At 39.7% G+C, this 25370-nt stretch carries 19 protein-coding genes, 1 tRNA gene, 1 rRNA gene and 2 pseudogenes; 4 read left to right on the plus strand and 19 right to left on the minus strand.

All coding sequences use genetic code 11. From position 1 onward, the window contains the following. Window positions 1-143: 143 nt before the first annotated feature. From PYW30_RS09545 to PYW30_RS09555, 3 genes are all read right to left on the minus strand, one after another. A tRNA-Ala gene (locus tag PYW30_RS09545) sits at window positions 144-217 on the minus strand. Between the two features lie 108 nt (window positions 218-325). After that, window positions 326-1869: ribosomal RNA gene (locus tag PYW30_RS09550) — 16S ribosomal RNA — on the minus strand. Window positions 1870-3717: 1848 nt separating this feature from the next. Then, a complete protein-coding gene (locus tag PYW30_RS09555) occupies window positions 3718-4422 on the minus strand; it encodes a CHAP domain-containing protein (RefSeq protein ID WP_042219905.1) in 705 nt (234 codons plus the stop codon). Window positions 4423-4788: 366 nt separating this feature from the next. Here PYW30_RS09555 and PYW30_RS09560 point away from each other — a divergent pair. After that, window positions 4789-6049, plus strand: a pseudogene (locus PYW30_RS09560) (IS110 family RNA-guided transposase). A gap of 84 nt (window positions 6050-6133) precedes the next feature. Here PYW30_RS09560 and PYW30_RS09565 read toward each other — a convergent pair. The 4 genes from PYW30_RS09565 to PYW30_RS09580 are packed head-to-tail and all read right to left on the minus strand — an operon-like array spanning window position 6134 to window position 8990. Further along, entirely contained in the window at window positions 6134-6400 is a 267-nt protein-coding gene (locus PYW30_RS09565; RefSeq protein ID WP_150385308.1) for a holin, read from the minus strand. Window positions 6401-6412: 12 nt separating this feature from the next. Continuing rightward, window positions 6413-6634 (minus strand): hemolysin XhlA family protein, encoded by a 222-nt coding sequence (locus PYW30_RS09570; protein WP_042219896.1) that lies wholly within the window; start codon window positions 6632-6634, stop codon window positions 6413-6415. A 20-nt stretch (window positions 6635-6654) separates the two neighbouring features. Beyond that, window positions 6655-8691, minus strand: coding sequence for a hypothetical protein (locus PYW30_RS09575; RefSeq protein ID WP_052370201.1), 2037 nt, complete (start codon window positions 8689-8691; stop codon window positions 6655-6657). 2 nt (window positions 8692-8693) lie between these two features. Next, on the minus strand, window positions 8694-8990 hold the full coding sequence (locus PYW30_RS09580) for a hypothetical protein (protein WP_042219898.1): 297 nt from the start codon (window positions 8988-8990) through the stop codon (window positions 8694-8696). Between the two features lie 97 nt (window positions 8991-9087). On the opposite strand from PYW30_RS09580, the pseudogene PYW30_RS09585 reads away from it, so the two are divergent. After that, window positions 9088-10242, plus strand: a pseudogene (locus PYW30_RS09585) (IS3 family transposase); the annotation flags it as partial. 169 nt (window positions 10243-10411) lie between these two features. Here the strand turns inward: PYW30_RS09585 and PYW30_RS09590 are convergent. The 12 genes from PYW30_RS09590 to rpsB form a co-directional block, all read right to left on the minus strand. Then, the gene (locus PYW30_RS09590) at window positions 10412-11128 is read right to left on the minus strand and encodes a YebC/PmpR family DNA-binding transcriptional regulator (protein ID WP_042218949.1); all 717 of its coding nucleotides are present in this window, start codon (window positions 11126-11128) and stop codon (window positions 10412-10414) included. Window positions 11129-11167: 39 nt separating this feature from the next. After that, window positions 11168-12253, minus strand: coding sequence for a nucleotidyltransferase (locus PYW30_RS09595; protein WP_042218951.1), 1086 nt, complete (start codon window positions 12251-12253; stop codon window positions 11168-11170). Then, window positions 12241-12972, minus strand: coding sequence for a class I SAM-dependent DNA methyltransferase (locus tag PYW30_RS09600; protein WP_042218952.1), 732 nt, complete (start codon window positions 12970-12972; stop codon window positions 12241-12243). Before PYW30_RS09600 ends, PYW30_RS09595 begins: the two co-directional genes overlap by 13 nt. Then, complete coding sequence (gene rsfS, locus PYW30_RS09605; RefSeq protein ID WP_042218954.1) at window positions 12973-13332, minus strand: ribosome silencing factor; 360 nt, start codon at window positions 13330-13332, stop codon at window positions 12973-12975. 25 nt (window positions 13333-13357) lie between these two features. After that, window positions 13358-13951 carry a bis(5'-nucleosyl)-tetraphosphatase (symmetrical) YqeK gene (yqeK, locus tag PYW30_RS09610; protein WP_003133172.1) on the minus strand — a complete coding sequence of 198 codons (594 nt, stop codon included), beginning with the start codon at window positions 13949-13951 and terminating at the stop codon, window positions 13358-13360. Beyond that, on the minus strand, window positions 13944-14537 hold the full coding sequence (locus PYW30_RS09615; protein ID WP_003133170.1) for a nicotinate-nicotinamide nucleotide adenylyltransferase: 594 nt from the start codon (window positions 14535-14537) through the stop codon (window positions 13944-13946). The genes yqeK and PYW30_RS09615 overlap by 8 nt, the downstream gene beginning before the upstream one ends. 3 nt (window positions 14538-14540) lie before the next feature. Beyond that, complete coding sequence (gene yhbY, locus PYW30_RS09620; RefSeq protein ID WP_003133168.1) at window positions 14541-14849, minus strand: ribosome assembly RNA-binding protein YhbY; 309 nt, start codon at window positions 14847-14849, stop codon at window positions 14541-14543. A gap of 14 nt (window positions 14850-14863) precedes the next feature. Then, window positions 14864-16099: a GTPase HflX gene (gene hflX / locus PYW30_RS09625; RefSeq protein WP_042219036.1), complete on the minus strand. Its 1236-nt coding sequence runs from the start codon at window positions 16097-16099 to the stop codon at window positions 14864-14866. Window positions 16100-16101: 2 nt separating this feature from the next. Further along, window positions 16102-17208 (minus strand): ribosome biogenesis GTPase YqeH, encoded by a 1107-nt coding sequence (yqeH, locus tag PYW30_RS09630; protein WP_042219038.1) that lies wholly within the window; start codon window positions 17206-17208, stop codon window positions 16102-16104. A gap of 148 nt (window positions 17209-17356) precedes the next feature. Further along, window positions 17357-19087, minus strand: coding sequence for a septation ring formation regulator EzrA (ezrA, locus tag PYW30_RS09635; RefSeq protein WP_042218957.1), 1731 nt, complete (start codon window positions 19085-19087; stop codon window positions 17357-17359). 218 nt (window positions 19088-19305) lie between these two features. Next, complete coding sequence (gene tsf, locus PYW30_RS09640) at window positions 19306-20334, minus strand: translation elongation factor Ts (protein WP_003133160.1); 1029 nt, start codon at window positions 20332-20334, stop codon at window positions 19306-19308. A 76-nt stretch (window positions 20335-20410) separates the two neighbouring features. Beyond that, window positions 20411-21184, minus strand: coding sequence for a 30S ribosomal protein S2 (gene rpsB, locus PYW30_RS09645; protein ID WP_003133158.1), 774 nt, complete (start codon window positions 21182-21184; stop codon window positions 20411-20413). A gap of 272 nt (window positions 21185-21456) precedes the next feature. Between rpsB and PYW30_RS09650 the strand changes: the two genes are divergently transcribed. Next, window positions 21457-22497 carry a lactonase family protein gene (locus tag PYW30_RS09650; protein ID WP_042218960.1) on the plus strand — a complete coding sequence of 347 codons (1041 nt, stop codon included), beginning with the start codon at window positions 21457-21459 and terminating at the stop codon, window positions 22495-22497. A gap of 154 nt (window positions 22498-22651) precedes the next feature. Continuing rightward, window positions 22652-25345 (plus strand): bifunctional acetaldehyde-CoA/alcohol dehydrogenase, encoded by a 2694-nt coding sequence (gene adhE / locus PYW30_RS09655; RefSeq protein ID WP_003133155.1) that lies wholly within the window; start codon window positions 22652-22654, stop codon window positions 25343-25345. Window positions 25346-25370 lie beyond the last annotated feature (25 nt).

Below are 25370 nucleotides of genomic sequence, written 5' to 3' on the forward strand. Positions count from 1 at the left end.
GAACTCTTTAAAAGAATTCGCAGCTTTACAGAAATGTTAAAACATTTCTCGGTTTATTTATTCGTTATAAGATATTGTTATTTAGTTTTCAATGATCAATTCCTATTTTAACGTCTTCGTTGACCAGATACTTCCGTATCTTATGGAGCCTAGCGGGATCGAACCGCTGACCTCCTGCGTGCAAAGCAGGCGCTCTCCCAGCTGAGTCTAAGGCCCCTTCTCTCAACGCAATCTTCTCTATCTTGCCATCAAAGAGACTGCTTGTGGTCTTTATAGACCCCTCAAACTGAATAAAGTAGAACACATCTTTTTTTATATTCCTTAGAAAGGAGGTGATCAGCCGCACCCTCCGATACGGCTACCTTGTTACGACTTCACCCCCAGTCATCGTCTTACCTTAGGAAGCGCCCTCCTTGCGGTTAGGCAACCTACTTTGGGTACTCCCAACTTCCGTGGTGTGACGGGCGGTGTGTACAAGGCCCGGAACGTATTCACCGCGGCGTGCTGATCCGCGATTACTAGCGATTCCGACTTCATGCAGGCGAGTTGCAGCCTGCAATCCGAACTGAGAATGGTTTTTAAGAGATTAGCGCACCCTCGCGGGTTGCGACTCGTTGTACCAATCCATTGTAGCACGTGTGTAGCCCAGGTCATAAGGGGCATGATGATTTGACGTCATCCCCACCTTCCTCCGGTTTATCACCGGCAGTCTCACTAGAGTGCCCAACTTAATGATTGTGCAACTAGTAATAAGGGTTGCGCTCGTTGCGGGACTTAACCAACATCTCACGACACGAGCTGACGACAACCATGCACCACCTGTATCCCGTGTCCCGAGGAACTCCTTATCTCTAAGGATAGCACGAGTATGTCAAGACCTGGTAAGGGTCTTCGCGTTGCTTCGAATTAAACCACATGCTCCACCGCTTGTGCGGCCCCCGTCAATTCCTTTGAGTTTCAACCTTGCGGTCGTACTCCCCAGGCGGAGTGCTTAATGCGTTTAGCTGCGCTACAGAGAACTTATAGCTCCCTACAGCTAGCACTCATCGTTTACGGCGTGGACTACCAGGGTATCTAATCCTGTTTGCTCCCCCACGCTTCGAGCCTCAGTGTCAGTTACAGGCCAGAGACCGCTTTCGCCTCCGGTGTTCCTCCATATATCTACGCATTTCACCGCTACACATGAATTCCACTCTCCTCTCCTGCACTCAAGTCTCCCAGTTTCCAATGCACACAATGGTTGAGCACTGCCTTTTACATCAGACTTAAGAAACCACCTGCGCCTCGCTTTACGCCCATTAAATCCGGACAACGCTTGGGACCCTACGTATTACCGCGGCTGCTGGCACGTAGTTAGCCGTCCCTTTCTGGTTAGATACCGTCACTTAAGTAATTTTCCACTCTACTTAACGGTTCTTCTCTAACACAGAGTTTACGATCCGAAAAACTTCTTCACTCACGCGGCGTTGCTCGTCAGGGTTGCCCCCATTGCGAAGATTTCCTACTGCTGCCTCCGTAGGAGTCTGGCCGTGTCTCAGTCCCAGTGTGGACCGATCACCCTCTCAGGTCGGCTACTGTATCATCGCCTTGGTAGTCCTGTACACTACCAACTAGCTAATACAACGCGGGATCATCAAGTAGTGAAGCAATTGCTTCTTTTAAATAAGAATCATGCGATTCTCATTGTTATGCGGTATTAGCGTTCGTTTCCAAACGTTGTCCCCCGCTACTCGGCAGATTTCCCACGCGTTACTCACCCGTTCGCCGCTCTTCATAAAAATAGCAAGCTATCTTTAATCATCGCTCGACTTGCATGTATTAGGCACGCCGCCAGCGTTCGTCCTGAGCCAGGATCAAACTCTCATTTAAATTTAGTTCATCAAATGAACTGGCTGTTGTTTTGTCTTTCATTATTGAATTGACAGTTGGTATACAAGAAGTTCCCTTCTCGCATATAGTCATTCTACTTTATTCAGTTTTCAAAGGTCTATCGCTCTCACGGGAGATACGCTCTCTCGCGACAACTATTATATTCTATCAAACTACTCCCTCCCTGTCAAGAATAAACTGTGGTTTTTTCGAAAAAATTTATCTTTGTTCGGTTTAAGCCCCGTTTACTGGGCTTCGGGAGCTTTTGTTTTTTTAAAATTTCCAGTTAATTAAGATGAGAATATCGGGATGTAAATAAAAAAATGGCCAAATGACCATCTTTTTTATTTACATATCTACATTATGATAAACTTTTTATTTCAGTTTCTTCTATTGTATTATATACTCATAGAACCTTTATATATAAGCATTCGTGCATATCAAACTTTTTTGAAAAGTTATAGAAAACATATAAAAGTTTTATACTTATGCCCCTTTTGTGCCCCTTAAATTAAAATCCCCACAGAGTGTAGGGATAAATTGAAATAATGATTTGTGTACTTAGAGTATAACAAAAAAATCCCTATTGTCATAGAGATTTACCTATTAAGAACAGACATTTATTATAACATAATTATAATTTGACAAAAAGCCATTTTTGAACGATTAGACTCTGAATTCCATATCCTTTATTGACAAAATGCCTGTTTTGTTAAATAGCCTTATTATGTTTTGGTGCACATTTTTATAATATGGAATCTGCGACCGTCATTTTTTGACGGTACCAAAACTACAAATCCAGTAATACCAAGTGTTTGAGTGGTCTTAAAATTACTATAATCTGCTCTAATTTACTCTAATCCGCTTTAAACCGCATAATATCAATTTTTCGTGAGGTCAGCAATAATGGAGATGTTGCAAAAAATACAATAACTTAGTTCTAAACGGGTCGAATTCGACTCGTTTGGATTTAATTTGGAAAATAAATATGTACGAATAGATGTGCGATTAAATGGCTCTGTTAAGCTTTTTGTTAGTATTAACAAGATGGTACGTGTACGATTTGTAGTAATTCAGAAAATAAAAAAAGCTCCCCCAACCTGAAAAGGGAGCTATATCAAACTCTTTTTCTTATAAAGCGCATAAGATTGGTTTATGTGAGCTTGATACACTTACATTATAACAAAAAAACCTCTTGAAATACACGAACGCACTACAAGAAGTTCTGCCAGGCGTAAACATTGATTAGAAACTTGCCTAAAATTGTAAGTGGGTTGTATGGCCGCCTGACATAGTCAGTATAACACAACCGCTAGACAATAGCGAACCATACAAAAAAGACACCCAATATGCGAGAGTGCCTTCCTGATGAATAGCCTAGTTATAATTACTCGTCATAACTAGAGTTCGTATTCGAGGTCTGACTTCGTCGAAGAGAAGTAGCCTACGAACATTCTTACTATAACACTAATATGTCCAATAGCATAATGATACAAAAAAAACACCTGCTTAATGCAAGTGTTTAGAAAAAGATGGCTTCTGATTTGGTCAAAACGAAGCTAATATTATTATATCAAAAAAAGCCACGTTGGCAAGACGTGGTTAAAGTGTAATTAATTTAATTTTTTTAGAATTGTTTTGCCTTGTTAAATATAACATATCTCATTGGTATATAAAAACAAAAAACACCCCAGAAAAGGCTGGAGATGCTTAAAGGTATAACTTATTGTACACTATCTCCTCGATAATGTCAACGCTTTCTTTTCCACTTAATACAAAAAAACTCCCAGTCACATAACCGGGAGCTAAGAAAAACAAAAAGCCCGGCCAATGGACCGGGCGCACTTTTTATTTTGTTCCACCTGTCAAAGCTTCCAATACTTGGTCAATCTCTCGTTGATTGATATCTTTGCCAACAATTTTCGGTTTCCCAAAGAATTGTGTCATTATTTTTGATTGTTCACTTGTTTCGATGTAATTTTTACCTGTTGAGCTAATGACGTACTGTTTTCCGTCTGGATATTGAATAAACATTTGAAGTCCTCCTAATTGAATTTTGTTGCTTGTCCCACCACCATTCGATGGTTTTTCTTCTTTCTTACGCACTACTCCGCTAAAGCCGTTATACCATGACCAACTATTGTCATCTGGTAGTTCTTGAACGTACATAGCGCCAAGAACATTCTGCTCATAAGTAATGACGTTACCATTTGCTACGCTTGCTACAATTCCTACGTGGCCCGTAGATAAGCCATCTCGTGCAGAGATGAAGAAAATATCTCCGGCTTTAAGCTGACTAAAACTTGGATTATCAATTTTTTCAAAACCTATAGCTGACCAGTCGGTTTGTGTAAATACATTCCAAGCAGTCGCACAATCTGACTCTGGCACCCATTTTGCATTTATTCCAGACATACCATAGGCAAACTGATAAACCTTATCTGTAAGGACAGACAGCCAATAAGAGGCAAGAGCCCCACATTGTCCTACACTACTAGAATAGCCAACCTGCTTGCCAACAAGTGGTCCTATGGTTGCTGTTACACTATACATGCTACTCCTCCTCGTATAATATATTTTATGGGTATTTTTCACCCCAATTTTCTAACAATTGTTATCGTTTTACTTGACTATTGTGACGTTTCCCAGAATAATTATTCTTAGGAATGGACTCAAAAGGAATATGCTAACTCTCCTTGTTGCTTCGTCTTCTTCATAAGTCTGCGACCCGAGCTGTATCAAATCTTCCAACTCACTAGCTGTTTCCACCGTGATTACTCTGCTCTTAGTAGCGAGCAGGCGGTAAGTAATCGCTGTGATGGGTATTCTAATAAGCGAGGATGAAGGGATACAGAGTTCTGGGGAATCTCTCAGTAGTCAAGTATAGTTTCCTAATCAAATGAAAGGAGGTCCTTCCAAATGAAATGTTTTGTCGGTTTAGACGTCAGCTCTACCAAACTCGATGTGTGCATCATGTCAAATGACACGGAACTTGGAGTCTTGTACGCTGCTTCACTTACCAATGATATGATTGGTGCTTCTGAAATCAAAGAACAAGTACTCTCACTTAACGAAAAGTATGAATTTAATAGAGTCGTCATTGGCATGGAAGCCACATCCCTCTACAGTTTTCATCCCTGCAATGTTCTTCCACGAAGACTCGGAGTTAAAGCAGCTCGGAGTCGAGGTCATGGTGGAACAACCAGCCAAAATAAAGAAATATCGTGAGGCATTCGAAGAAAACAAGAATGATACCCTTGATGCTTTCTACATCGCGGATTACTTCCGCATTGAACGCTTTACAAGATCTTATCTTAAAGAAGAAAAGTATCTGGCACTACAACATCTCACAAGAACTCGACTTCAGCTCGTGGAACAATTAGTACGTACAAAACAACACTTCATTGAAAACATCTACTACAAGTGCAATACGCTCTCTGCGGAATTAAAGAATGAAGAATTGAGTACCTCTGTTTGGTCTGCCACAATTATGACACTCATGACCGAAGATTACACGCTAGATGAACTCGCAAATACTCCTCTTGAAGATTTCACGGAACTCATCCAGAAACTCGGGCGAGGTCGCTTCAAAGCTCCTGAGAAACTTGCAAAAGCAATAAAAGCTGCCATAAAAGGAAGTTACCGCTTATCACTCGTCCAACAAGATTCTGTCAATATTGTACTCAGTCTCCTTGCTCGCGAAATACGGAGTTTAGAGAAGATGATTAAAGAAATTGATCGAGCCATTGAAGACATGGTAGAAATTATCCCTGAATACCAATGTTTGACCAGTGTACCTGGTATTGGAAAGGTATTCGCTGCAGGAATTATCGCTGAAATAGGACAGATTGAACGCTTTAAAGACCATCCTCAAGTCGCTAAATATGCTGGCTTGAATTGGAAAGAAACACAATCTGGCAATACCTCATCTCAAAATACTTCTCTTGCAAAACGAGGCAATCGTTATCTTCGCTATTACTTAGTTGAAGCCGCCAACTCTGTACGAAGACATAACGTGGAATACGCAGAGTTTTACAAGAAAAAGAAAGATGAAGTCCCCAAACATAAACACAAAAGAGCCGTCGTTTTAACCGCAAGAAAACTTGTGCGTCTGGTGGATGTGCTACTACGCAACCACCAACTCTATACGCCACCAAGGAGGTTTATGGAAGATAATTAGTTTTATCTGCACAATTCCTTGTCTAGCCTAGTAAAATTTGCCAAATTTTACTAGATTCTTTCGTGCTGTCTTTTTTCAAGATTTTTACTCAGAATCTAGCAACTTATCATTTGACTTAATACCACTAGACTTATTTAATTTAATAGCACTTGCTGAATCATCACCGACATAGCCGCTTCCTAATGATGTTAGAACAGATACCAATGCTGCTAGTAATGATACACTTAAAGCATTTACCCAATCTACATCAAGCACACCGGTAACTCCTGCAGTCTTGACTGCAGCCATTGATTGTGCAAATGTTTTTACTGCACGTTCTGCAGTATCTTTCAAAAATGTTTGGTTAAACATATTTTTATCCTCCTATAATTTTGATATTAAATATCCGACACACGAAATGGCAATCGTTATCATGAATCCCCATGACCATTTGTTTGTGGCTTCCATTTTTCGTATATTGTCCTCATTTTTTAAAGCTATAGAATAAGCCTTGTCAGCTTTATCCCGTACTGACTCATAATTATCTAACTTCGTTTCAATTCTAGCAAGACGTTCAAGGACCTCTCGCAGCGCTTTTTCTTCCAATTTTTATTATTCCCCTTCATTTATACTGGCACATATGGAATATATATGCTAAATCTGTGAGTGCTCATAAGCTTATCTGTATTTGGTGCGAGATAAAAAATTATATCCCCAGTAGATTTTTGGACTTTCCCACTATACCTAAGGACACCACCATTCATACTACTCCAAACAAATTGGATGTCATGGGCAGAAACAATATCTCTAAATCCTGCTGGGAGTCTTGCTACAGTGTAATAAGATTGACCAGTCAGCCCATCAACTTTTGGACGGGCACCATCTATGTAAATTGATAAAATACCATTTGTCATTTTTACATAATGACCATTAGCCGTCCAAGCAGCATCAAATTCGAGGGGTATTTTTTCTGTATCACTTGAAAAATGCAATTGATCAAAAATTGTTTCCCCTTGAATATGGTTAGGTTCAGTTAAACTTGCATAACGTTTGTCTCCGTTTGTTGTATCGAGTATCTCATCGCCAGCAGGAGAAATTAACTTCCCATCATTTCCAAACTTCCACCATTTACCAGTGACTCCACCTGATTGATATCCAGCTCCTATGTAAACATTTTGATCTGCTGAAAGAATACCATGCTCATTTCCACCTGATAGCCCCGAAAGAACTGGAGGAAGTTCACCCTTTTCCATGGCTGCTAATATAGAGGCAGGGGATTCCCCACCCCCAATGATGGTATTAGCTCCTAGCGAGATACCTACAGTATTACCATTAGCTCCTTGCCCTGTTAAATTTTCATTGAATCTTAAGAGGGGTAAACTAGTGCCTGACGTGTTAACCAATAAAGCTTGTTCAGTTGTTCCATTCAATCTAGGTTGTGCATTTACCTGCACAATACCACCAAAATTTTTTCGCCCCATTATCGTTTCGGTTCCACTTTTATGAACGATGTCCGAATCATTCGCCGCATTTACATTAATATCTTGCGTTCCATCAAAGTCAGCTCCATTTATTTTGCGTGCTGTTTTGAGTTTTGTTGCTGTCCCAGCATTGCCCGTTACATTTGCCTGTGTAGGCATAGTAACAGTCTTTGTATTTACCCCAGTAACATGTCCTTGGCTATTTCTTTGTACAGAATCAACCACCTCAAAAGTAGAACCATTATTGGGAGATTCTGATGAAGTTGTATCATTTTGAGAAACACTAGGATGTACATAAGCCACTGGAAGTTTTACTGTTTTAGTATTTGCTCCAGTCACCCGTCCCTTTGTGTCTGTCTTTACACTGTCAACCGTTGTGAATGTTTCATTATAGTTTGGCGAAACAGAACTGGTTGTATCACTTTGAGTAATTGTAGCTAAAGTTGTTGTTAACCCAACAGCTTGTGTACCGTCAAAAGTAGTACTTCCTGAAGCATCTCCTGTTAAGGTTACTTTCTGAGGAGTCTTTAGCTTAGTAGCACTTCCAGCATTTCCGGAAATATTGCCAACAATCGTTGAAGTAAAAGTTTTGATACCTGCAATAGTTTGGTTAGTGGACTTATCAACCAAATCTGCTATTTTATCCCAGATACTTTTACGGTCAGTATTCGCTGAATCAATCTGGTCTTGTAATTTCTTTACTTCATCATCTACTCGTTCATTAGTAGCTGGAGAAACAGGATCTACAACCGTACTGACCGTATCACTATTGGACAATGTCAATTGAGGTCTAATTGTATATTCTGTGACTTCTGCAGCATTTTCTGCTGGCAATCGGAACGGAGTTTGTGCTGTTGTAGCTGCAGCCAAGAACTCTGCTCCATTATATTTACACACCAGTAAAAGAGTGTTCATATCGTAGTCAACAGTATTACCAGTACTATTTAAAATACCTGTAACAGTGACTGTGGAACCAGATATTTTTACACTTGATACTGGAAAAGTACTCTTGATTTTAATGGTACTTAAAACTAAATCATCAAAACTTTCCAAATCACTCTGTGCAAATTTATCGTCGCTAGATATAAATCGTACAAACTCAATTTTATTTTGGGTAGAAATTGCTGCTACTTCTGTGCTAGCATATTTTTTTGTAATTACCCAATTATTATATAAAGCCAAATTTAGCCTCCTTCCGCATATTTTGTCTTCTTGCTTGTTACCTTACCTGCGAGCATACCACTCACACCATGTTTTGTAGGACCTTTTGTAGAAGTTTGCCCATAGTTGAATGTTTTGAATGTGAGATTTGCTGGCAAGTATGATTTCATCAAGCTATTTAATCTTCGTAGGGCTTGAGCATCGGTGGTTTCTGTTTTTACTTCAACATCGAACCCAGTCACTGAGAGTTTAGCGTTAATATTTAGCGTTTGAATCAACTCATTAAATGATTTTATAGTAATTGGTCTTGGAGGTAACATCCGTGCAATAACGTTATATTGGAGCTATACTATAAAAGTAGACACAAATATGTGTGTTATAATCTGTCTAAGAAGACACAAAAATGAAAGGACTTTTATGTCAGGCTTTAAACGTTACGACGAGGAATTCAAACAATCTCTCGTCAACCTCTATCAAACAGGTAAAACTCAATCCGAACTCTGTAGAGACTATGGCGTCTCCGTCTCTGCTCTTGCAAAATGGATTAAGCAGTACTCTCAAGTTCGTCTTGAAGATAATACGGTGTTGACTGCCAAACAGATTCAAGAATTACAAAAAAGGAATGCACAACTTGAGGAAGAAAATCTGATCTTAAAAAAAGCGAGTGCCATATTCATGCAAAACTCCAAGTGAGATTAAAAGCAGTCTATAGACTCCGATTTGAACACACGACAGTTATGCTCTGTCGTGTTTTACATGTCAATCGTTCCACCTACTATAACTTCATTAACAAGAAGCCTTCGAAGCGTGAAATAGAAAATCAACGCTTGAGAAAATTACTCCTTGAGATTTATATGAAAGCTAAGAAAAGAATTGGAACGAGAGCTTTTAAAATCATTCTTCTGCGTGATTATGGCGTTAATATTTCTGAAGGCCGTATCTTACGACTTCTCAAGTCTATGACACTCCCTAAAATGTCGACCATTAAACCTCGGGTTAAATCAAAACACTCTCCTGCATTTTCTTCTGATAATCTCCTTAAACAAGAATTTAATCCGAAGTCCCCGAATCAAGTTTGGACAACTGATTTCACTTATATTTCTATAGGACCTAAGCGTCACGTTTATCTCTGCGCCATTCTTGACCTCTACTCTAGAAAATGCATCGCTTGGAAAGTAAGTGATAAGATTGATGCTAAACTTGCTTGTGACACCCTAGAGATGGCTATAAATAAGAGAAAACCTAAGGAACCAATTATTTTTCATTCAGATCAAGGGAGTCAATTTAAATCAGCTTCCTTTAGAAAAATATTAGATGAGCATCAGTTACTTGCTTCTTACTCTAAACCTGGGTATCCTTATGATAATGCCGTAACTGAGGTCTTTTTCAAGTACCTTAAACAAAGAGAAATTAATCGAAGAACTTATCACACCATTCAAGAGGTTCAACTCTCTTGCTTTGAATACATCGAACAATTCTACAACAACTATAATCCTCATTCTGCCAACAATGGTTTAACTCCAAATCAGAAGGAAGAAAAATATTTTAAGAAAATATAGCTCATTTTATGTCCAATTATTTGACATTAGTCCAAAGTCAGATTTAATCGATCAATTGAACAAAAAAATAAGCGGAGCATAGCAGCCCCGCTTTCATTATTTGTAATTTGTGCCCCTCGCGTGCCCCTTTTGCTATTTCCTCAAAGAAACGCACACCTACGACTCAACTATATAAACGTTCATCATAGATTTGCAACATTATGATAAACTTTTTGAACATCGTCGTCATCTTCCAAAGCATCCACCAAACCTTCAAAGGTTTCTAAATCTTCACCAGAAAGTTCAACTTCGCTCTGTGCAATCATCTCGAGTTCAGTTGTTGTAAATTCAGTGATACCTTTTTCTTTGAGCGCAGCAATTGCTTTATGTAAATCTGTAGGCTCTGTATAAACAATAATTTGACCTTCTTCCGCAGAAACATCACGGACGTCAATTTCTTGTTCAATCAAATATTCAAAAATCTCGTCAGCATCATCACCTGCAAAGACGATCACACCTGTATTATCGAACATGTAGCCTACAGAACCTTCCGCACCAATATTCCCACCATTTTTATGGAAAATGGTACGGATATTAGAAATTGTACGGTTTACATTGGAAGTTAGCGTTTCACAGATAATCATTGATCCATTCGGTCCGAACCCTTCATAGCGTCCGGAAACGAAAGCTTCTTCTGCTCCACCTTTAGCTTTGTCAATCGCTTTATCAATAACATGCTTTGGAACTTGTGCTTGCTTCGCACGTTCAATAACAAACTTAAGCGCTGTATTTGATTCTGGATCTGGCTCCCCTTGCTTTGCGGCTACATATATTTCAACACCAAATTTGGCATAAACTTTTGATGTTGCTCCGTCTTTAGCTGATTTTTTTGCGGCAATATTGGCCCATTTGCGTCCCATGGGACACCTCCTATTTTCAATTTATTCTTAAATATTATATCACAAAATCAAGGGTTTGCGCCCGTGGTTCTGTTCTTTAAAACTACGATTTCCTAATTGATAAATATCATCTGATTTTTGCGTAAGTAAATCCCATGATTCTTTTCCAATACGGGTCACAAGTTTATCCTTCACTCTAGCCAAATGATGTTGTCCTTGCTTAGTAAAGCCTAACACATGAATATTTTGTGGCAGCTGAAAATCACGTGGGATATCCAATAAAACATAGGTCAATAACCTTCTCACACGCGCTCTAGTATAGCGCTTCGTATGCACTGCCTCTACCAATTCGTCCACTGTACTTACTTTCTTGATGACCGTTTTTATCCGACTTTCCAACTCTGTGTTCATTTGAAAAATTAGACTCAAATCTTGAGAAATTATCTTATACTTAAGCAAAGTGAAATAATTATCCCAAGAAACTCTGGGGTGCTGATAGAGTTGCTTTAAATTTTCAGGAACAAAATTAAAAATATCTGGTTGGTCAATATTTGCTCTGATGGCTGTTGCTGAAGCAATTTCACCAGATAAGCTTCGCGAATGAAAATCGTTACTGCGGCGAATAGCTCGGAGTCTTATATCTTTGTCCACACTGGCTTTGGCATAAGCGAGAGCAAGGACATGGTTCGGGGTATTCCCATCAAAATGTAAACCTGAGAACTTCTGCCACATCATCTGAGTTTTTTCGGGATAACTCAACGTATCAGGCAAATCTTTAATGAAACGCTCCATTTCTGTTGACTTCTCTTTATAAAGATTCACGATTTTTTGGTAATCCAGGGCAGACTCCGAACCAAAAACAAGTTCATCAATCCCCATTTTATCAAGAATATCCACTGCTGCCTGCGCAAAAAAATCTGCAGCTTGGACAGCTCCCATGACAGGAAGCTCAACCACGATATCTGCACCATTTTTTAGAGCCATTTCCGCTCTTGTCCATTTATCAAAAAGAGCTGGTTCACCCCTTTGCATAAAATTTCCAGACATGGCAACGATTTTTATACCCTCGCCTGCCTGATCTAATAAATATTTATGTCCATTGTGAAAAGGGTTGAACTCAGCAACAATTCCTATTATTTTTTGCATACAAAGAACCAACGTAAGCTTTCTTCTTCAGGTTTTTTATCTTCAAAATCAGCGTATACTTCTACTTTAGAAAATTTCTGAAGTCCTGTCAAATATTCCTTTATTGGGTATGTTCTCTCTTGGTGTACTTCATCTTTACGCACAAATTTCCCATCAGAATCTTTAACAAAGAAAGTTAATTCGTGGACAACGGAATGGGGATCATCCCCCTCAAAAGAATCCCAAAGAAAAGCAAAGTCTTCATCATTTTCGTGATAAGCGTAACCCGGAAAGACAGAATCCACCTGATATGTCGAATGAACATCAAAGATAAAAACCCCATCCGCATTTAAAGAATTATAAACCCCATCAAAAACACGTTGAACTTCAGAAGCATTCGACATGTAACAAAGCGAATCCGAATAGCAAGTCACAACATCAAATGTGGTCGTTCCCGATAATTCACGCATATCTCCGGCAGCAAAAGTAATCTTTTCCCCCATCTGACGTGCCCGTTGATCCGCAATAGTCAGCATTTCCTCGGACAAATCAACACCGGTTACTTCGTAACCTGCTTGACTAAATCTTATCGAGAGAATACCTGTACCGCATGCCAGTTCCATGATATTTTGCGTTTTTGCCGGAAAATGTCTTTGACTAAAATCAAACCATAAGTCATAAAGTTCCTCATCCATTACGGAATCATAGACCCGCGCAAATTCCTCATAAGAAGCTGTCATTTATTCAGAAATCCATTCATTAATAGTAACAAGTGGTGCATCTGACCAAAGTTTTTCCAAGTTAAAACGCAAGCGTGAATCATGGTCAAAAACATTGACAATCACGTCACCTAAGTCAACTAAAACCCATCCTGTGCGTGCATCGCCTTCAATATGACCTGCTGCTTGAACACCAAGTTTGTCTGCTTCTTCAGCGACATTATCAACAATCGCATCAATCTGACGTGTATTCATCGCTTCAAGGACAACGAAATAATCTGCAACGCCTGATACGGCAGCGACATCAAGAGCTACAATATCCAAAGCTTTTTTATCATCGGCTGCTTTTACAACTGTTTCGAGTAATTGTTTTGAATTCATTTTATTCCTATTTTCTATTTTATTATTATTTTTTAAGATATTTGATAAATGCATTATATGTTTCGATACTTTGAGGATAAATTTTTACACGAAGCTCAGCCAGATAATCAATAAGCCGCATTGTCTCAAAGGCCACCGCCATATTAAGAGAGCAATCCGCGATAGCTCGCGCTTCAATCACACCCGGGAAATCGCGCCCTTCTTCAATATAATCCGCCACATAAAGCACTTTTGCTAAGTCAGACATCGCTGCACTCCCTACAGTGTGAACCTCAATTGCATGAAGAATTTCGGGATCTTTCAACCCTAAATCTTCTTGCATTTTATAAATACCCACTGTACCATGCCAGATGTTATTGCCCCAATTTTTTAAATCAGGATCCAAGTTATACTTTTCAATCAACGCTAAGAAGATATGATCTGCTGTTTCTTTTGCGTAGTCATGTAAAAGAGCAGCAAGACTGGCTTTATGCACATTTACATGGTATTTTTCAGCAAGTGCAATTGCAGCTTTCTCTACTCCTAGAATATGTTGGAAACGTTTTTCAGACATTTGAGCTTTTATCTTCATGAGCAGCTCTTCTCTTGACAAGTTTACTTCTGGATAAAATTCAAACATACAGCCCCTCTTTCTTGATATATGCAAGTACTTTTGGCGCCAACAAGAAATTTGGAACAAGTCCTCGACTAAATTGTTCACGTATCATATTGCCAGAGATATCCATTCCCGGTACATCAACCCACAAAATAGGATAACTTGTCCCCGCGCGGAAGCGTGGGCGGCGTACACCAACAAGCTGTACTAATTCTAAAAGTTGCTCAATATTTTTCCAGCTCGGTAAACTATTGATTAAATCTCCCCCAATGATAAAGTAAAAATCTGTATCGGGATGTTCTTCCTTGAGGGCCTTTACTGTTTCATATATACCTTCATCTGCTTGGCAGCGGCATTTGTTCAAGACAAGACCTTCTTTTCCTTCGAGTGCCAGTTCTAACATGCGTGTAACATGCCCATCGGTATTATGTTCCGGAAGAAAAACAACTTGTTCTAAATTCAGCTGCTGACGCACTTGATCAGCAATTGTTAAATGTGCGATGTGTACAGGATTGAAACTTCCCCAAAAAAGGCCGATGGCACGGCGAACACGAGCATTTTCCTCTTGTAGATCCACCTTAGTAAAAGGTGTTAGAAGTTCAAGCGACATAACTTATACCTTTTTTACATCTTCTGAAATTTTACGATTTTCTTTACGGTCACTGACCTTAAAGACCACTACATTACGCCCGATAATTTGGACAACGTTAAGCCCCATTTCGTCAATCATCGCTGCAACATCTTTGGCAGTTTCATCAGAGTTTTGCAAGATGTTGACTTTAATTAATTCACGTGCATCTGCAGCGTGGCGGATACTTGTAAGGATTTCGTTAGACACGCCAGATTTTCCGATTTGAACTATGGGGCGAATATTCACTGCGAGACTTCGCAAGTAACGCTTTTGTTTTCCAGTTAATTCCATTTTATTTCTCTTTTCTAATAATTATCCAGCTTCCAGGTCATGTTAGGGGCAATGAGCCCTTTAACTTTATAAGCTGTCTCACCTTCAATAACATCGTTGACCATGGCTATTTTTTTCAGTTCAGGAAGTTTATAAGCCATTGCATAAGGAAGGTCCAACTCAAAAGCGACAAAGAGCTCATGCAATTTTTCTAAAATTGCAGTACGTAACCACTGAACGCCTTCGTCTGACTTAATCGAAAGTTGTACTGCTGGGGCCAAAGTAGGTACAAAATCCTGAGCAATATCCATCTTATTATAGACATTTAACACAGGAATACCTTGAATATCCATTTCTTCCATCAATTTTTGGACTGTTTTTTCATGGACTTCATGATGGGGATTACTTGCGTCAATAACATGGATAAGTAAATCCACATGAGTCGACTCTTCCAATGTCGACTTGAATGCTTTAATCAGTTCCGTCGGCAAATCTTGAATAAAACCAACCGTATCCGTAAGACTGACTGTAAAATCCTCTTTTATTTTCACCAACTTTGTTGTTGCATCTAGTGTGGCAAAAAGTTCATCTTTTTCATATTGCGTTTTTTCAGTCAGAGCGTTCATTATGCTTGACTTTCCGGCATTTGTATAACCAATCAAGCCAATCTTAAAGATCGAACTTTCTTTACGCTTTTTCCGAATCGTTTCACGGGTTTTTTCAACTTTTTTGAGCTGTTTGTCAATATTTTCAATACGTGTCCGAATATAACGACGGTCTGTTTCAAGTTTACTTTCACCAGGACCTTTGGAGCCGATACCGCCTCCTTGACGACTGAGCATGATACCTTGCCCGACCAAACGTGGCAACAAATAGCTAAGTTGAGCCTGCTCAACTTGAAGCATCCCTTCATGAGAACGTGCCCGCAATGCAAAAATATCCAAAATCAATTGCATCCGATCAATAACTTTTATCCCTAAAGCTTCTTCCAGATTGATGTTTTGGCGAGGCGTCAGACGGTCATTGAATATAACCGTATCTATTTCTCCAACTTCAATTGCCCACTTCATTTGTTCAAGCTTGCCAGTTCCAATCAGAAATTTAGTATCATATCTGTCCCGCTTTTGTGTAAAAGCATCAACCACAATCCCTCCTGCTGTTTTAGTGAGTTCAGCAAGTTCAAGCATCGAGCTTTCAAAATTTTCACTATTTTCAAAGGTCTCTACACCAGCCAGTAAAATACGTTCTTGTTTTTCTTCTAGATTTATCATACTCATACCAATGCCTTACGCAGAACTACATCTACACCTTCTGGCACCCATGCGGCAACAACGCCACGTTCCGCAACCCGAATCCATCCTAGACCAGAGAAGACAATATCTGATTTTTCTTTGACAGAAAATTCTTTACGGATGAGTTTGGGAAAGTACGAAAGATTTTTTGCTCGTGGCGGTTGGAGTAACCCACCCGCATGTTTTTCATAAAATTCAGTAGCTCCTTCTAATTTTGTACGATGAATATCTAACTCATTGTCACAAAAAACAGTAAGGCCTTGTTTTTCACCTTGTATATAGTCAAAACGTGCAAGCCCTCCTAAAAATAGGGTTTGTCCTGCATTAAGTTGGTAAGTTTTAGGCTTAATTTCTTTTTTAGGAGAAACGAGTTTTAGGTCTTTTGCTTCAAGATAGTGGGCCATTTGTCCACGATGAATAATCCCCGGTGTATCAATAAGCAAACTATCATCATCAAGAGGAATCTCAATCTTATCTAAAGTCGTACCGGGAAAGCGGCTGGTTGTAATCACATTATCATCCCCTGTGACAAGTTTGATAATGGCGTTAATCAATGTAGATTTACCCACATTCGTCACACCAACCACATAAACGTCACGTCCTTTACGCATTTTCTCAATTTTTTCCATGAGTTCTCGGACATCATCTTGATTTTTAGCTGAAGTTACAAGAACATCAAGGGGACGGAGACCCGCTCTCTTTGCTTGCTCCTTAAGCCAAGCGCTCATTTTACCAACCTTTAATGAGTGAGGCAGAATGTCTTTCTTATTGGCGACTAAGAGAAGATCATTATTGCCCGTAAAACGATGCAAGCTTGGGATGAGAGAGCCATTAAAATCAAAGATGTCAACAACATTCACAATTAACGCATCATGTTCACCGATTTCGCTTAAAAGGCGTAAAAAATCATCGTCTGTCAAACTGACATCCGCGATTTCATTATAGTGACGGAGGCGGAAACAACGTTGACAGTACAATGCGTCATCTTCTCCTCTTTTCGCAAGTGCTCCTGCAGGCAGGAAACCCAAGTCATTTTTATCTTCTGTTTGAATCAATGCACCGCAGCCAATGCAATGCAATTCTTCCATAATATTTTCAGTTTCATTCATAGGCCTATTATAACATATTTCATACAATAACCATTTGTCCTTTTGTTTGCGACTTGCGCTTGTGAGTAAAGGTCGTTTTTAAAATGATAAAAAATAAAAAAAACGTAAGTTTCCTTACGTCTTCTTATTAACGATAGTCTGGTTTTTCTTTGTGACTATTGTATACATTAGCAATACGTTCTGCTGCTCCTGGCTCAACCATTTCTAGAGCATTTGAAATTTCGTTAAAAGCTCCGTCATAGTTGCGCGCACGATCAAAGAGTTGTAAGCTTCGAGCGATAGCTCCAGCAATACGTTCATCACTTGCTTTATAACGATTAGCATATTGCATCAATTGTTCTGCAAGAACCGCATGGTCTACTAAATCATCCGTTGCATCTTTCAAGGCTTCCATATCTTGAGTAGATGTGTCAAGCTGATGGTTCACTACATCAATATTAATACGTACTTTACCTAATTCTTTAAAGAGGGCTTCTAAACGCTCACTTGTTGCAAAGAAGAGATCCAAATAATCTTTCGGCAAACCTGGAAGATTGCGTTTTTCCACATATCTCTTGATAATGCGTAGCTCTGAGTCAAAGCGATCAGCAGCTTCTTGTGCAACTTTTTCTTGCTCACGTAAGTTAGCAAGTCCTTCACTAATGCTAATTTGATTCTTCTCAATATCTTCCAAAGCTTCAATGATTGAATTTACATTTCCACCTAAGGCAGAGTAAGGTTTTTGTTTTTCTTTAACTGCTTCAAGCACACTGTCAACTTCCCCTTCGAGAATATCAAGGTGTTCAGAGTAGCTACGTACAGCTGCTTTTTCATTGTCAGAAAGCAAATATGCCTGCATCGTATGGTCGATTTCTAACAAGAGGTTTTTGTTATTTGCACGTGTATGTTCAATATAGCTTCGGAGAATATTCACTCGTTTTTCTACGCTACGGCGTGCTTTATATTCACGCTCAAAAATGTCATAAATACCATTAATACGATCGTTAATTGAAGAAATACGGGCTTCCATTGCTTCAAGTTCAAAGCTATCAAGAAGAGCTTTAGCTTCTTCTAAATCATCTTGGATGGCTTTCATTTCATTCTCAAGATTAACACTTGCAGGAAGTACGTAATCTTCCTCCTCGAACTTCTGAACTGTCTCTTCTAACTCTTCGATTTGTTTTGGCAATTCTTTGTCGACAACAGCAAGCAAGCCTGGAATTTGCTCCGTAATTGCACGCAAAGCAATTGTATGTTCTTCCGCAGTTTCCAACACTTCTGCTGCCTCAATCGGATCCCCTGTTGAGTTAAGTGTAACAAACTGTGAAAATTCAGTTTCTATGTTTGCTAAGTGACGGTTAATTTCGTCAATAACTGTACCATATTTTTCTTGATTGTCAGTGATTTCATCACGGAGTGTTTCATAAAGGTCAAGAGATTCTTGAATTTTTGTCGAATTACGTTTTTCTTGTTCGACCAATTCTGCAACACCTGCACGAATCGCTTCGACTTCAGATTCCATCACTTCGATCTGTGCTTCACTATCATCAGCAGACTCACGCGCACGGAAAAAATGGAAGGAGTCATTCAATTGCTCAGCTTCAAAAATATGGTTTTCTAAATCAGCAAATGAATCTGATGACAAATCAATCCATTTTTGGTTCCATTCACGGAAAATGGTCTGTGACTGCCCAACCAGATGCATCTTCTTGACGGCATCTAATTCTTCTTGCACAGGTAAATCAAAAAGCAGCTCCTTGCGCTCTTCTAACTCAAGAATACGATTTTCTGTTTTCTTACGCATTACCATTGAAAATACATAGAATCCAACGACAATCACTATGAGAACGCCCAAAAGAATAATTATTGTACTTGACATCTTCTCTCCAAAACTTTAGGTAATTTTATCTTTTTATTTAAACTTAATTTTAAATACAAAGTTTCACTCTTTATTATAGCACATTATATTTGATTTTACATCACTTTTCTACATTTTTTAGATTACACGCACTCTACGTTTAAAACCACGCAAAAGAAGGCCTTCACACAAACAATCATAAAAAAAAAAAACAGTCCATTAGAACTGTTTTTTCTTAATTAAGCAAGACCTGCTGCTTCAGCGACTTCTGCCGCGAAGTTGTTTTCTGCTTTCTCGATACCTTCACCAACTTCGTAACGTGTGAACGCTACAACTTTAGCACCTTTAGACTCAAGGAAAGCTTCTACTGTTTTGCTGTCATCCATAACATAAAGTTGTCCAAGAAGTGTGTAAGCTTGGTCGACTTTAGTATTGTCAATGATGAATTTTGCAACTTTACCTGGGATAATTTTGCCCAAGATTGCTTCAGGTTTACCTTCAGCCAAAAGCTCTTCTTTCATTTCTGCTTCAGCATTTGCAAGAACTTCTTCAGTCAATTGACTACGAGAACCGTAGGCAAGATGTGGAAGCATTGGTTTGTTTACCAATTTACGGCTTTCGTTATCTTCATCGATGGTGTGGTTCAATTTAGCCAACTCATCATGAACAAACTCAGCATCCAATTCTTTGTAAGAAAGAACAGTTGGGTTCATCGCAGCGATATGCATTGCAACTGCTTTAGCAAGCTCTGCATCTCCACCTTCAACAACTGTAACTACACCGATACGACCTTGGTTGTGTTGGTAAACACCAAATGTTTGCGCATCTGTTTTTTCGATAAGTTGGAAACGACGGAATGAAATTTTTTCACCAATTGTCGCTGTAGCTTGTGTGTAAGAATCTTCAAGGCTGATACCTTCTGCAGTTGTCAAAGCCAAAGCTTCTTCATTAGTTGCCGGTTTTTTCTCTGCAATAAGTTCAGCTGTTTCTTTAACGATAGCAACGAATTGTTCGTTTTTAGCAACAAAGTCTGTTTCTGAGTTCAATTCGATAAGCGCTGCAGTATTACCGTTTACAGCGATACCTGTCAAACCTTCAGCGGCGATACGGTCAGCTTTTTTCTCAGCTTTCGCAATACCTTTTTCACGAAGGAGCTCAGCGGCTGCTTCCATGTTTCCATCAGTTTCAACAAGTGCACGTTTAGCATCCATGATACCTGCACCAGTTTTTTCACGCAATTCTTTTACTTGAGCTGCTGTTACTGCCATTGTATAGTTCTCCTATTATTATATTTTATAAAAAAACAGGGAGGCGTAGGGCCTCGCCTGTATTATTCATTACAAATTATTTGCCTTCAACGATTTCAGCAAGTTCTTCAAGTGATTCTTCTGAAGCAGCAGTATCTTTAACTGCAAGTTCAGCTTCTACTGAATCTTCGCCTTGACGACCTTCGATGATAGCGTCAGCCATTTTAGCAGTGATCAATTTAACTGCACGGATAGCATCATCGTTTGCTGGGATAATAACGTCGATTGGATCTGGGTCAGCGTTTGTATCAACCATTGCTACAACTGGGATTCCCAATTTTTGAGCTTCTTGGATAGCGATTTGTTCATTGTGTGGGTCAACAACGTACATCACATCTGGGATGCGAGGCATGTCAGCGATACCACCGATGAATTTTTCAAGACGTTCGCGTTCTTTGTTCAAAAGAACAACTTCTTTCTTAGGCAAAACTTCGAAAGTTCCGTCTTCTTCCATTTTGTTGATTGATTTAAGGCGTGCTACACGTTTTTGGATAGTGTTCCAGTTAGTAAGCATACCACCAAGCCAACGGTGGTTTACATAGTATTGACCAGCACGAAGTGCTTCTTCTTTAACAGCTTCTGAAGCTTGTTTTTTAGTACCAACAAAAAGTACTACAGCACCTTCAGATGAAGCGTTACGTACATAGTTGTAAGCATCGTCAACAAGTTTAACTGTTTTTTGAAGGTCGATAACGTGGATACCATTACGTTCTGTGAAGATGTATGGTTTCATTTTTGGGTTCCAACGACGAGTTTGGTGACCGAAGTGAACACCAGCTTCAAGAAGTTGTTTCATTGAAATAACTGACATATTAATGTCTCCTTTTAAAATAGTTTTTCCTCTTTTAACTGTCAGCCAATGCCGCTACACACGTGCACTACGACACTGTCAAGTCAAAATGTGAAATTATTGCCCATAGACAACAGTACTATTATACACTAAACACTTCCTTATTGCAAGAGCTTGTTGTATCATTTTGTCGCCTTTCCTGTCTTCGCAAATTGCGAGAGATTTAGTTTCCTGAAAACGCTCATTTATGATAAAATAATTATACGAATATTAAATGTTAAAGGAGCCAAGATATGCGTGAAAAAATTTTAGTTGGCGGTTACACTAAGCGTGAATCAAAGGGGATTTATAGTTTTGACTTAGATATTGCAAAGGAAGAACTTTCTAATCTAACAGAAGTTGCCCATATTCAAAATGCAACATATTTTGCTTTGGACAAAGCAAAACAACACCTTTACACTTGTGCTGCAGATGAAAATGGTGGCGGTATTGCTGCGCTCAGTTATAAAAGAGGAAAAACAGAGCTTCTCAACTATGTTACTAGTGTTGGCGCACCTCTTTGCTATGTAGCTGTTGATAATGAACGTGGTTTTGTTTATGGTGCAAATTATCACTTAGGGGAAATTCGAGTCTACAAAATTCAAAAAAATGGTTCGCTTACCTTAACAGACACTGTGAAACATGAAGGCGAAGGTTCAAAAGTACATCCTGGTCAAGAACGTCCTCACGTGCATTACACAGATCTTACACCTGATGGACGATTGGTTACTTGTGACTTGGGTACAGATGAGATTACGGTTTACGATGTCGTTGGTGAAGAAGGCAAGCTCTCTCTTGTAAGCCTCTACCGTATGCCTGCAGGTACTGGAGTACGTCATCTTACTTTCCATCCCAATGGCAAGATTGCTTACGCCATTGGCGAGTTTTCTTCTACTGTAACTGTTCTCAGCTACAATGAGGAAAAAGGACGCTTTGCCGCACTCGAAACAATCAGTACTCTTCCCGTAGATTTTGAAGGCACAAAGAGCGCATCTGCTCTCCGTCTTTCTTCCGATGGTGCGTTTCTCTATGCTTCGAACCGCGGACATAATTCTATCGCTATCTACAGTGTCAGCCCCTTGGGAACAAAAATAACTTTAGAAGATATTGTAAAAACTGAAGGGGATACACCTCGAGATTTCAATTTCAATAGTACAGAAGATTTTATTATCGTAGCACATCAAGACAGTGATAATATTAGTCTTTTCCGCCGTAATAGGAAGACAGGAATGCTCACACTTAAACAAAAAGATTTTTATAGCCCAGAGGGCACATGTATCTTACCAACGCTCTAAAAAAACCGCCATTCAGGCGGTTTTTTTATCATTAAAATGCAGATAGTATTTTATCAAAAAAAGTTTGTGTGTTTTTACACAATATTGTTTGACAGCACTTTCAAAGTTTGTTAAAATGATAACGTGATAAATTTCACAAAGGAGAAATTTAAATATGTCAAGCAAGAATACCAAAAAAGAACTAACAGCCGCTGATAAAGCTACACTTGTAGAAAAAGCAGAGCAATATACAGACGGTCTCGTCAAAAAAGCACATCAAGCTGCTTTGCAGTTTGAAGGCTACACACAAGCGCAAGTAGATAAAATTGTCGCAGCAATGGCCTTAGCCGCAAGCGAACATTCCCTTGAACTCGCACACGAAGCCCATAATGAAACAGGCCGAGGAATCGTTGAGGATAAGGATACTAAAAATCGCTTTGCTTCAGAATCTGTTTATAACTCCATCAAAAATGACAAAACAGTCGGAGTAATCAGCGAGAACAAAGTTGCTGGCTCAGTAGAAATCGCAGCCCCTTTAGGCGTGCTTGCAGGAATCGTACCTACTACCAACCCTACTTCTACAACAATTTTCAAATCACTCTTAACAGCAAAAACACGAAACGCTATCGTTTTCGCCTTTCACCCTCAAGCACAAAATTGTTCCTCTCATGCCGCACGTATTGTCTACGAAGCTGCTCTGAAGGCCGGGGCCCCAGAAAACTTTATCCAATGGGTCGAAGATCCAAGTCTTTATAACACTACCGCACTTATCCAAAACCACGGTATTGCTTCTATCCTCGCTACAGGTGGACCAGGGATGGTCAATGCAGCGCTCAAGTCAGGTAATCCTTCCTTAGGTGTGGGTGCAGGTAATGGCGCCGTCTTTGTTGATGCTACTGCAAATGTTGACCGTGCAGTTGAAGACCTGCTACTTTCTAAACGATTTGACAACGGCATGATTTGCGCTACCGAAAACTCTGCTGTAGTTGCTGCAGAAATTTACGATGAATTCCTCGAAAAACTTCAAGTTCACGGTGCTTACGTTGTACCAAAGGAAGATTATCCAGCCATCGAAAAATTTGTTTTCGTCGAACGTGCAGGTGAAGGCTTCGGTGTAACGGGGCCGGTTGCCGGTCGTCCTGGACCGTGGATTGCTGAGCAAGCTGGCGTACAAGTACCTGAAGGTAAAGATGTTCTTCTCTTTGAATTGGAGGAAAAAAACATCGGGGAAGCCCTCTCTTCTGAAAAGCTCAGCCCGCTTTTGTCAATCTACAAATCTACTTCACGCGAAAATGGTACTGCAATCGTCCAAAAACTTTTAGCTTATCAAGGTGCTGGACACAACGCAGCTATCCAGATAGGTGCACAAGATGATCCTTTTGTGAAAGAATATGCTGATGCTATTGGTGCTGCACGTATCTTAGTTAACCAACCCGATTCTATCGGTGGCGTTGGGGATATCTATACTGATGCAATGCGTCCATCACTGACTTTAGGAACTGGTTCATGGGGGAAAAATTCAATCTCACACAATTTGAGTACATATGATCTATTGAATATCAAAACAGTGGCACGTCGTCGTAATCGCCCACAATGGGTTCGTCTGCCAAAAGAAATTTACTACGAAAACAACTCTATTTCTTACCTACAAGAAATGCCTAATATCGAACGCGCTTTTGTCGTCACCGACCACGGTATGCTGCAATTTGGCTTTGTCGACCATATGCTTGAGCAATTGGCCGTTCGTGAAACACAAGTACAAACTTCAATTTATGGTTCTGTAAAACCTGACCCAACACTTTCACAAGCCATTGAAATTGCGCGACAAATGGCTGATTTTAAACCTGACACAGTTATCGCTCTCGGCGGTGGCTCTCCACTTGATGCAGCAAAAATTGGGCGCTTGATTTACGAGTATTCTGCTCGTGGAGAGGTTGACCTCAATGACGATGCCGCACTAAAAGCACTCTTTGAGCAGTTGGCTCAAAAATTCATCGATATTCGTAAACGTATCGTCAAATTCCCGCACCAAGATCAAACACAGCTGGTATGTATCCCGACCACTTCTGGTACAGGTTCTGAAGTAACACCTTTTGCTGTTATCACCGATGATGAAACACATGTTAAATATCCTTTAGCTGATTATCAGCTTACACCTCAAGTAGCCATCGTTGATCCTGAGTTTGTTATGACTGTGCCAAAACGTACCGTGGCTTGGTCTGGTATTGATGCCCTTAGTCACGCGCTTGAATCTTATGTTTCAGTCATGGCTTCGGATTACACTAAACCATTGTCACTTCGTGCCATTAAGTTAATTTTTGATAATTTGACAACCTCATATCAGTACGACCCATCAAAACCTTCCAAAGAAGGGCAAGTCGCACGCGCTAATATGCACAATGCAGCAACCTTAGCTGGTATGGCCTTTGCCAATGCCTTTCTCGGTATTAATCACTCCCTCGCCCACAAAGTGGGAGGTGAGTTTGAATTACCACATGGCTTAGCTATCGCTATCGCTATGCCTCACGTCATTAAATTTAACGCTGTAACAGGAAACGTTAAACGTACACCATACCCACGTTATGAGATTTACCGTGCCCAAGAAGATTACGCTGAAATTGCGCGTTACATCGGTCTTACAGGTAAAGATGATGCGGAGCTTGTAGACAAACTTATTAAAGAAATTAAAAAATTGACGGACAGCATCGATATCGATGTCACTCTATCAGGAAATGGTGTTGATAAAAATCACTTGGAGCGTGAACTCGATAAGCTTGCAAACCTTGTTTACGACGATCAATGCACACCAGGCAATCCACGCCAACCAAGTATTTCAGAACTTAAAACACTCTTACAAGATCAATATTAAGCAAAAAAAAAGCTGTAATTTACAG

It is taken from the genome of Lactococcus garvieae subsp. garvieae (assembly GCF_029024465.1).
GTDB classification, from domain to species: Bacteria; Bacillota; Bacilli; order Lactobacillales; family Streptococcaceae; genus Lactococcus; species Lactococcus garvieae.

Bases quoted from the DNA above. Each gene is read 5' to 3' on its own strand.
- PYW30_RS09555 (WP_042219905.1), bottom strand. From the start codon at position 4,422: ATGTATAGTGTAACAGCAACCATAGGACCACTTGTTGGCAAGCAGGTT.
- PYW30_RS09565 (WP_150385308.1), bottom strand. From the start codon at position 6,400: ATGTTTAACCAAACATTTTTGAAAGATACTGCAGAACGTGCAGTAAAA.
- PYW30_RS09580 (WP_042219898.1), bottom strand. From the start codon at position 8,990: ATGTTACCTCCAAGACCAATTACTATAAAATCATTTAATGAGTTGATT.
- PYW30_RS09590 (WP_042218949.1), bottom strand. From the start codon at position 11,128: ATGGGACGCAAATGGGCCAATATTGCCGCAAAAAAATCAGCTAAAGAC.
- PYW30_RS09595 (WP_042218951.1), bottom strand. From the start codon at position 12,253: ATGCAAAAAATAATAGGAATTGTTGCTGAGTTCAACCCTTTTCACAAT.
- PYW30_RS09600 (WP_042218952.1), bottom strand. From the start codon at position 12,972: ATGACAGCTTCTTATGAGGAATTTGCGCGGGTCTATGATTCCGTAATG.
- rsfS (WP_042218954.1), bottom strand. From the start codon at position 13,332: ATGAATTCAAAACAATTACTCGAAACAGTTGTAAAAGCAGCCGATGAT.
- yqeK (WP_003133172.1), bottom strand. From the start codon at position 13,951: ATGTTTGAATTTTATCCAGAAGTAAACTTGTCAAGAGAAGAGCTGCTC.
- PYW30_RS09615 (WP_003133170.1), bottom strand. From the start codon at position 14,537: ATGTCGCTTGAACTTCTAACACCTTTTACTAAGGTGGATCTACAAGAG.
- yhbY (WP_003133168.1), bottom strand. From the start codon at position 14,849: ATGGAATTAACTGGAAAACAAAAGCGTTACTTGCGAAGTCTCGCAGTG.
- hflX (WP_042219036.1), bottom strand. From the start codon at position 16,099: ATGATAAATCTAGAAGAAAAACAAGAACGTATTTTACTGGCTGGTGTA.
- yqeH (WP_042219038.1), bottom strand. From the start codon at position 17,208: ATGGAAGAATTGCATTGCATTGGCTGCGGTGCATTGATTCAAACAGAA.
- ezrA (WP_042218957.1), bottom strand. From the start codon at position 19,087: ATGTCAAGTACAATAATTATTCTTTTGGGCGTTCTCATAGTGATTGTC.
- tsf (WP_003133160.1), bottom strand. From the start codon at position 20,334: ATGGCAGTAACAGCAGCTCAAGTAAAAGAATTGCGTGAAAAAACTGGT.
- rpsB (WP_003133158.1), bottom strand. From the start codon at position 21,184: ATGTCAGTTATTTCAATGAAACAACTTCTTGAAGCTGGTGTTCACTTC.
- PYW30_RS09650 (WP_042218960.1), top strand. From the start codon at position 21,457: ATGCGTGAAAAAATTTTAGTTGGCGGTTACACTAAGCGTGAATCAAAG.
- adhE (WP_003133155.1), top strand. From the start codon at position 22,652: ATGTCAAGCAAGAATACCAAAAAAGAACTAACAGCCGCTGATAAAGCT.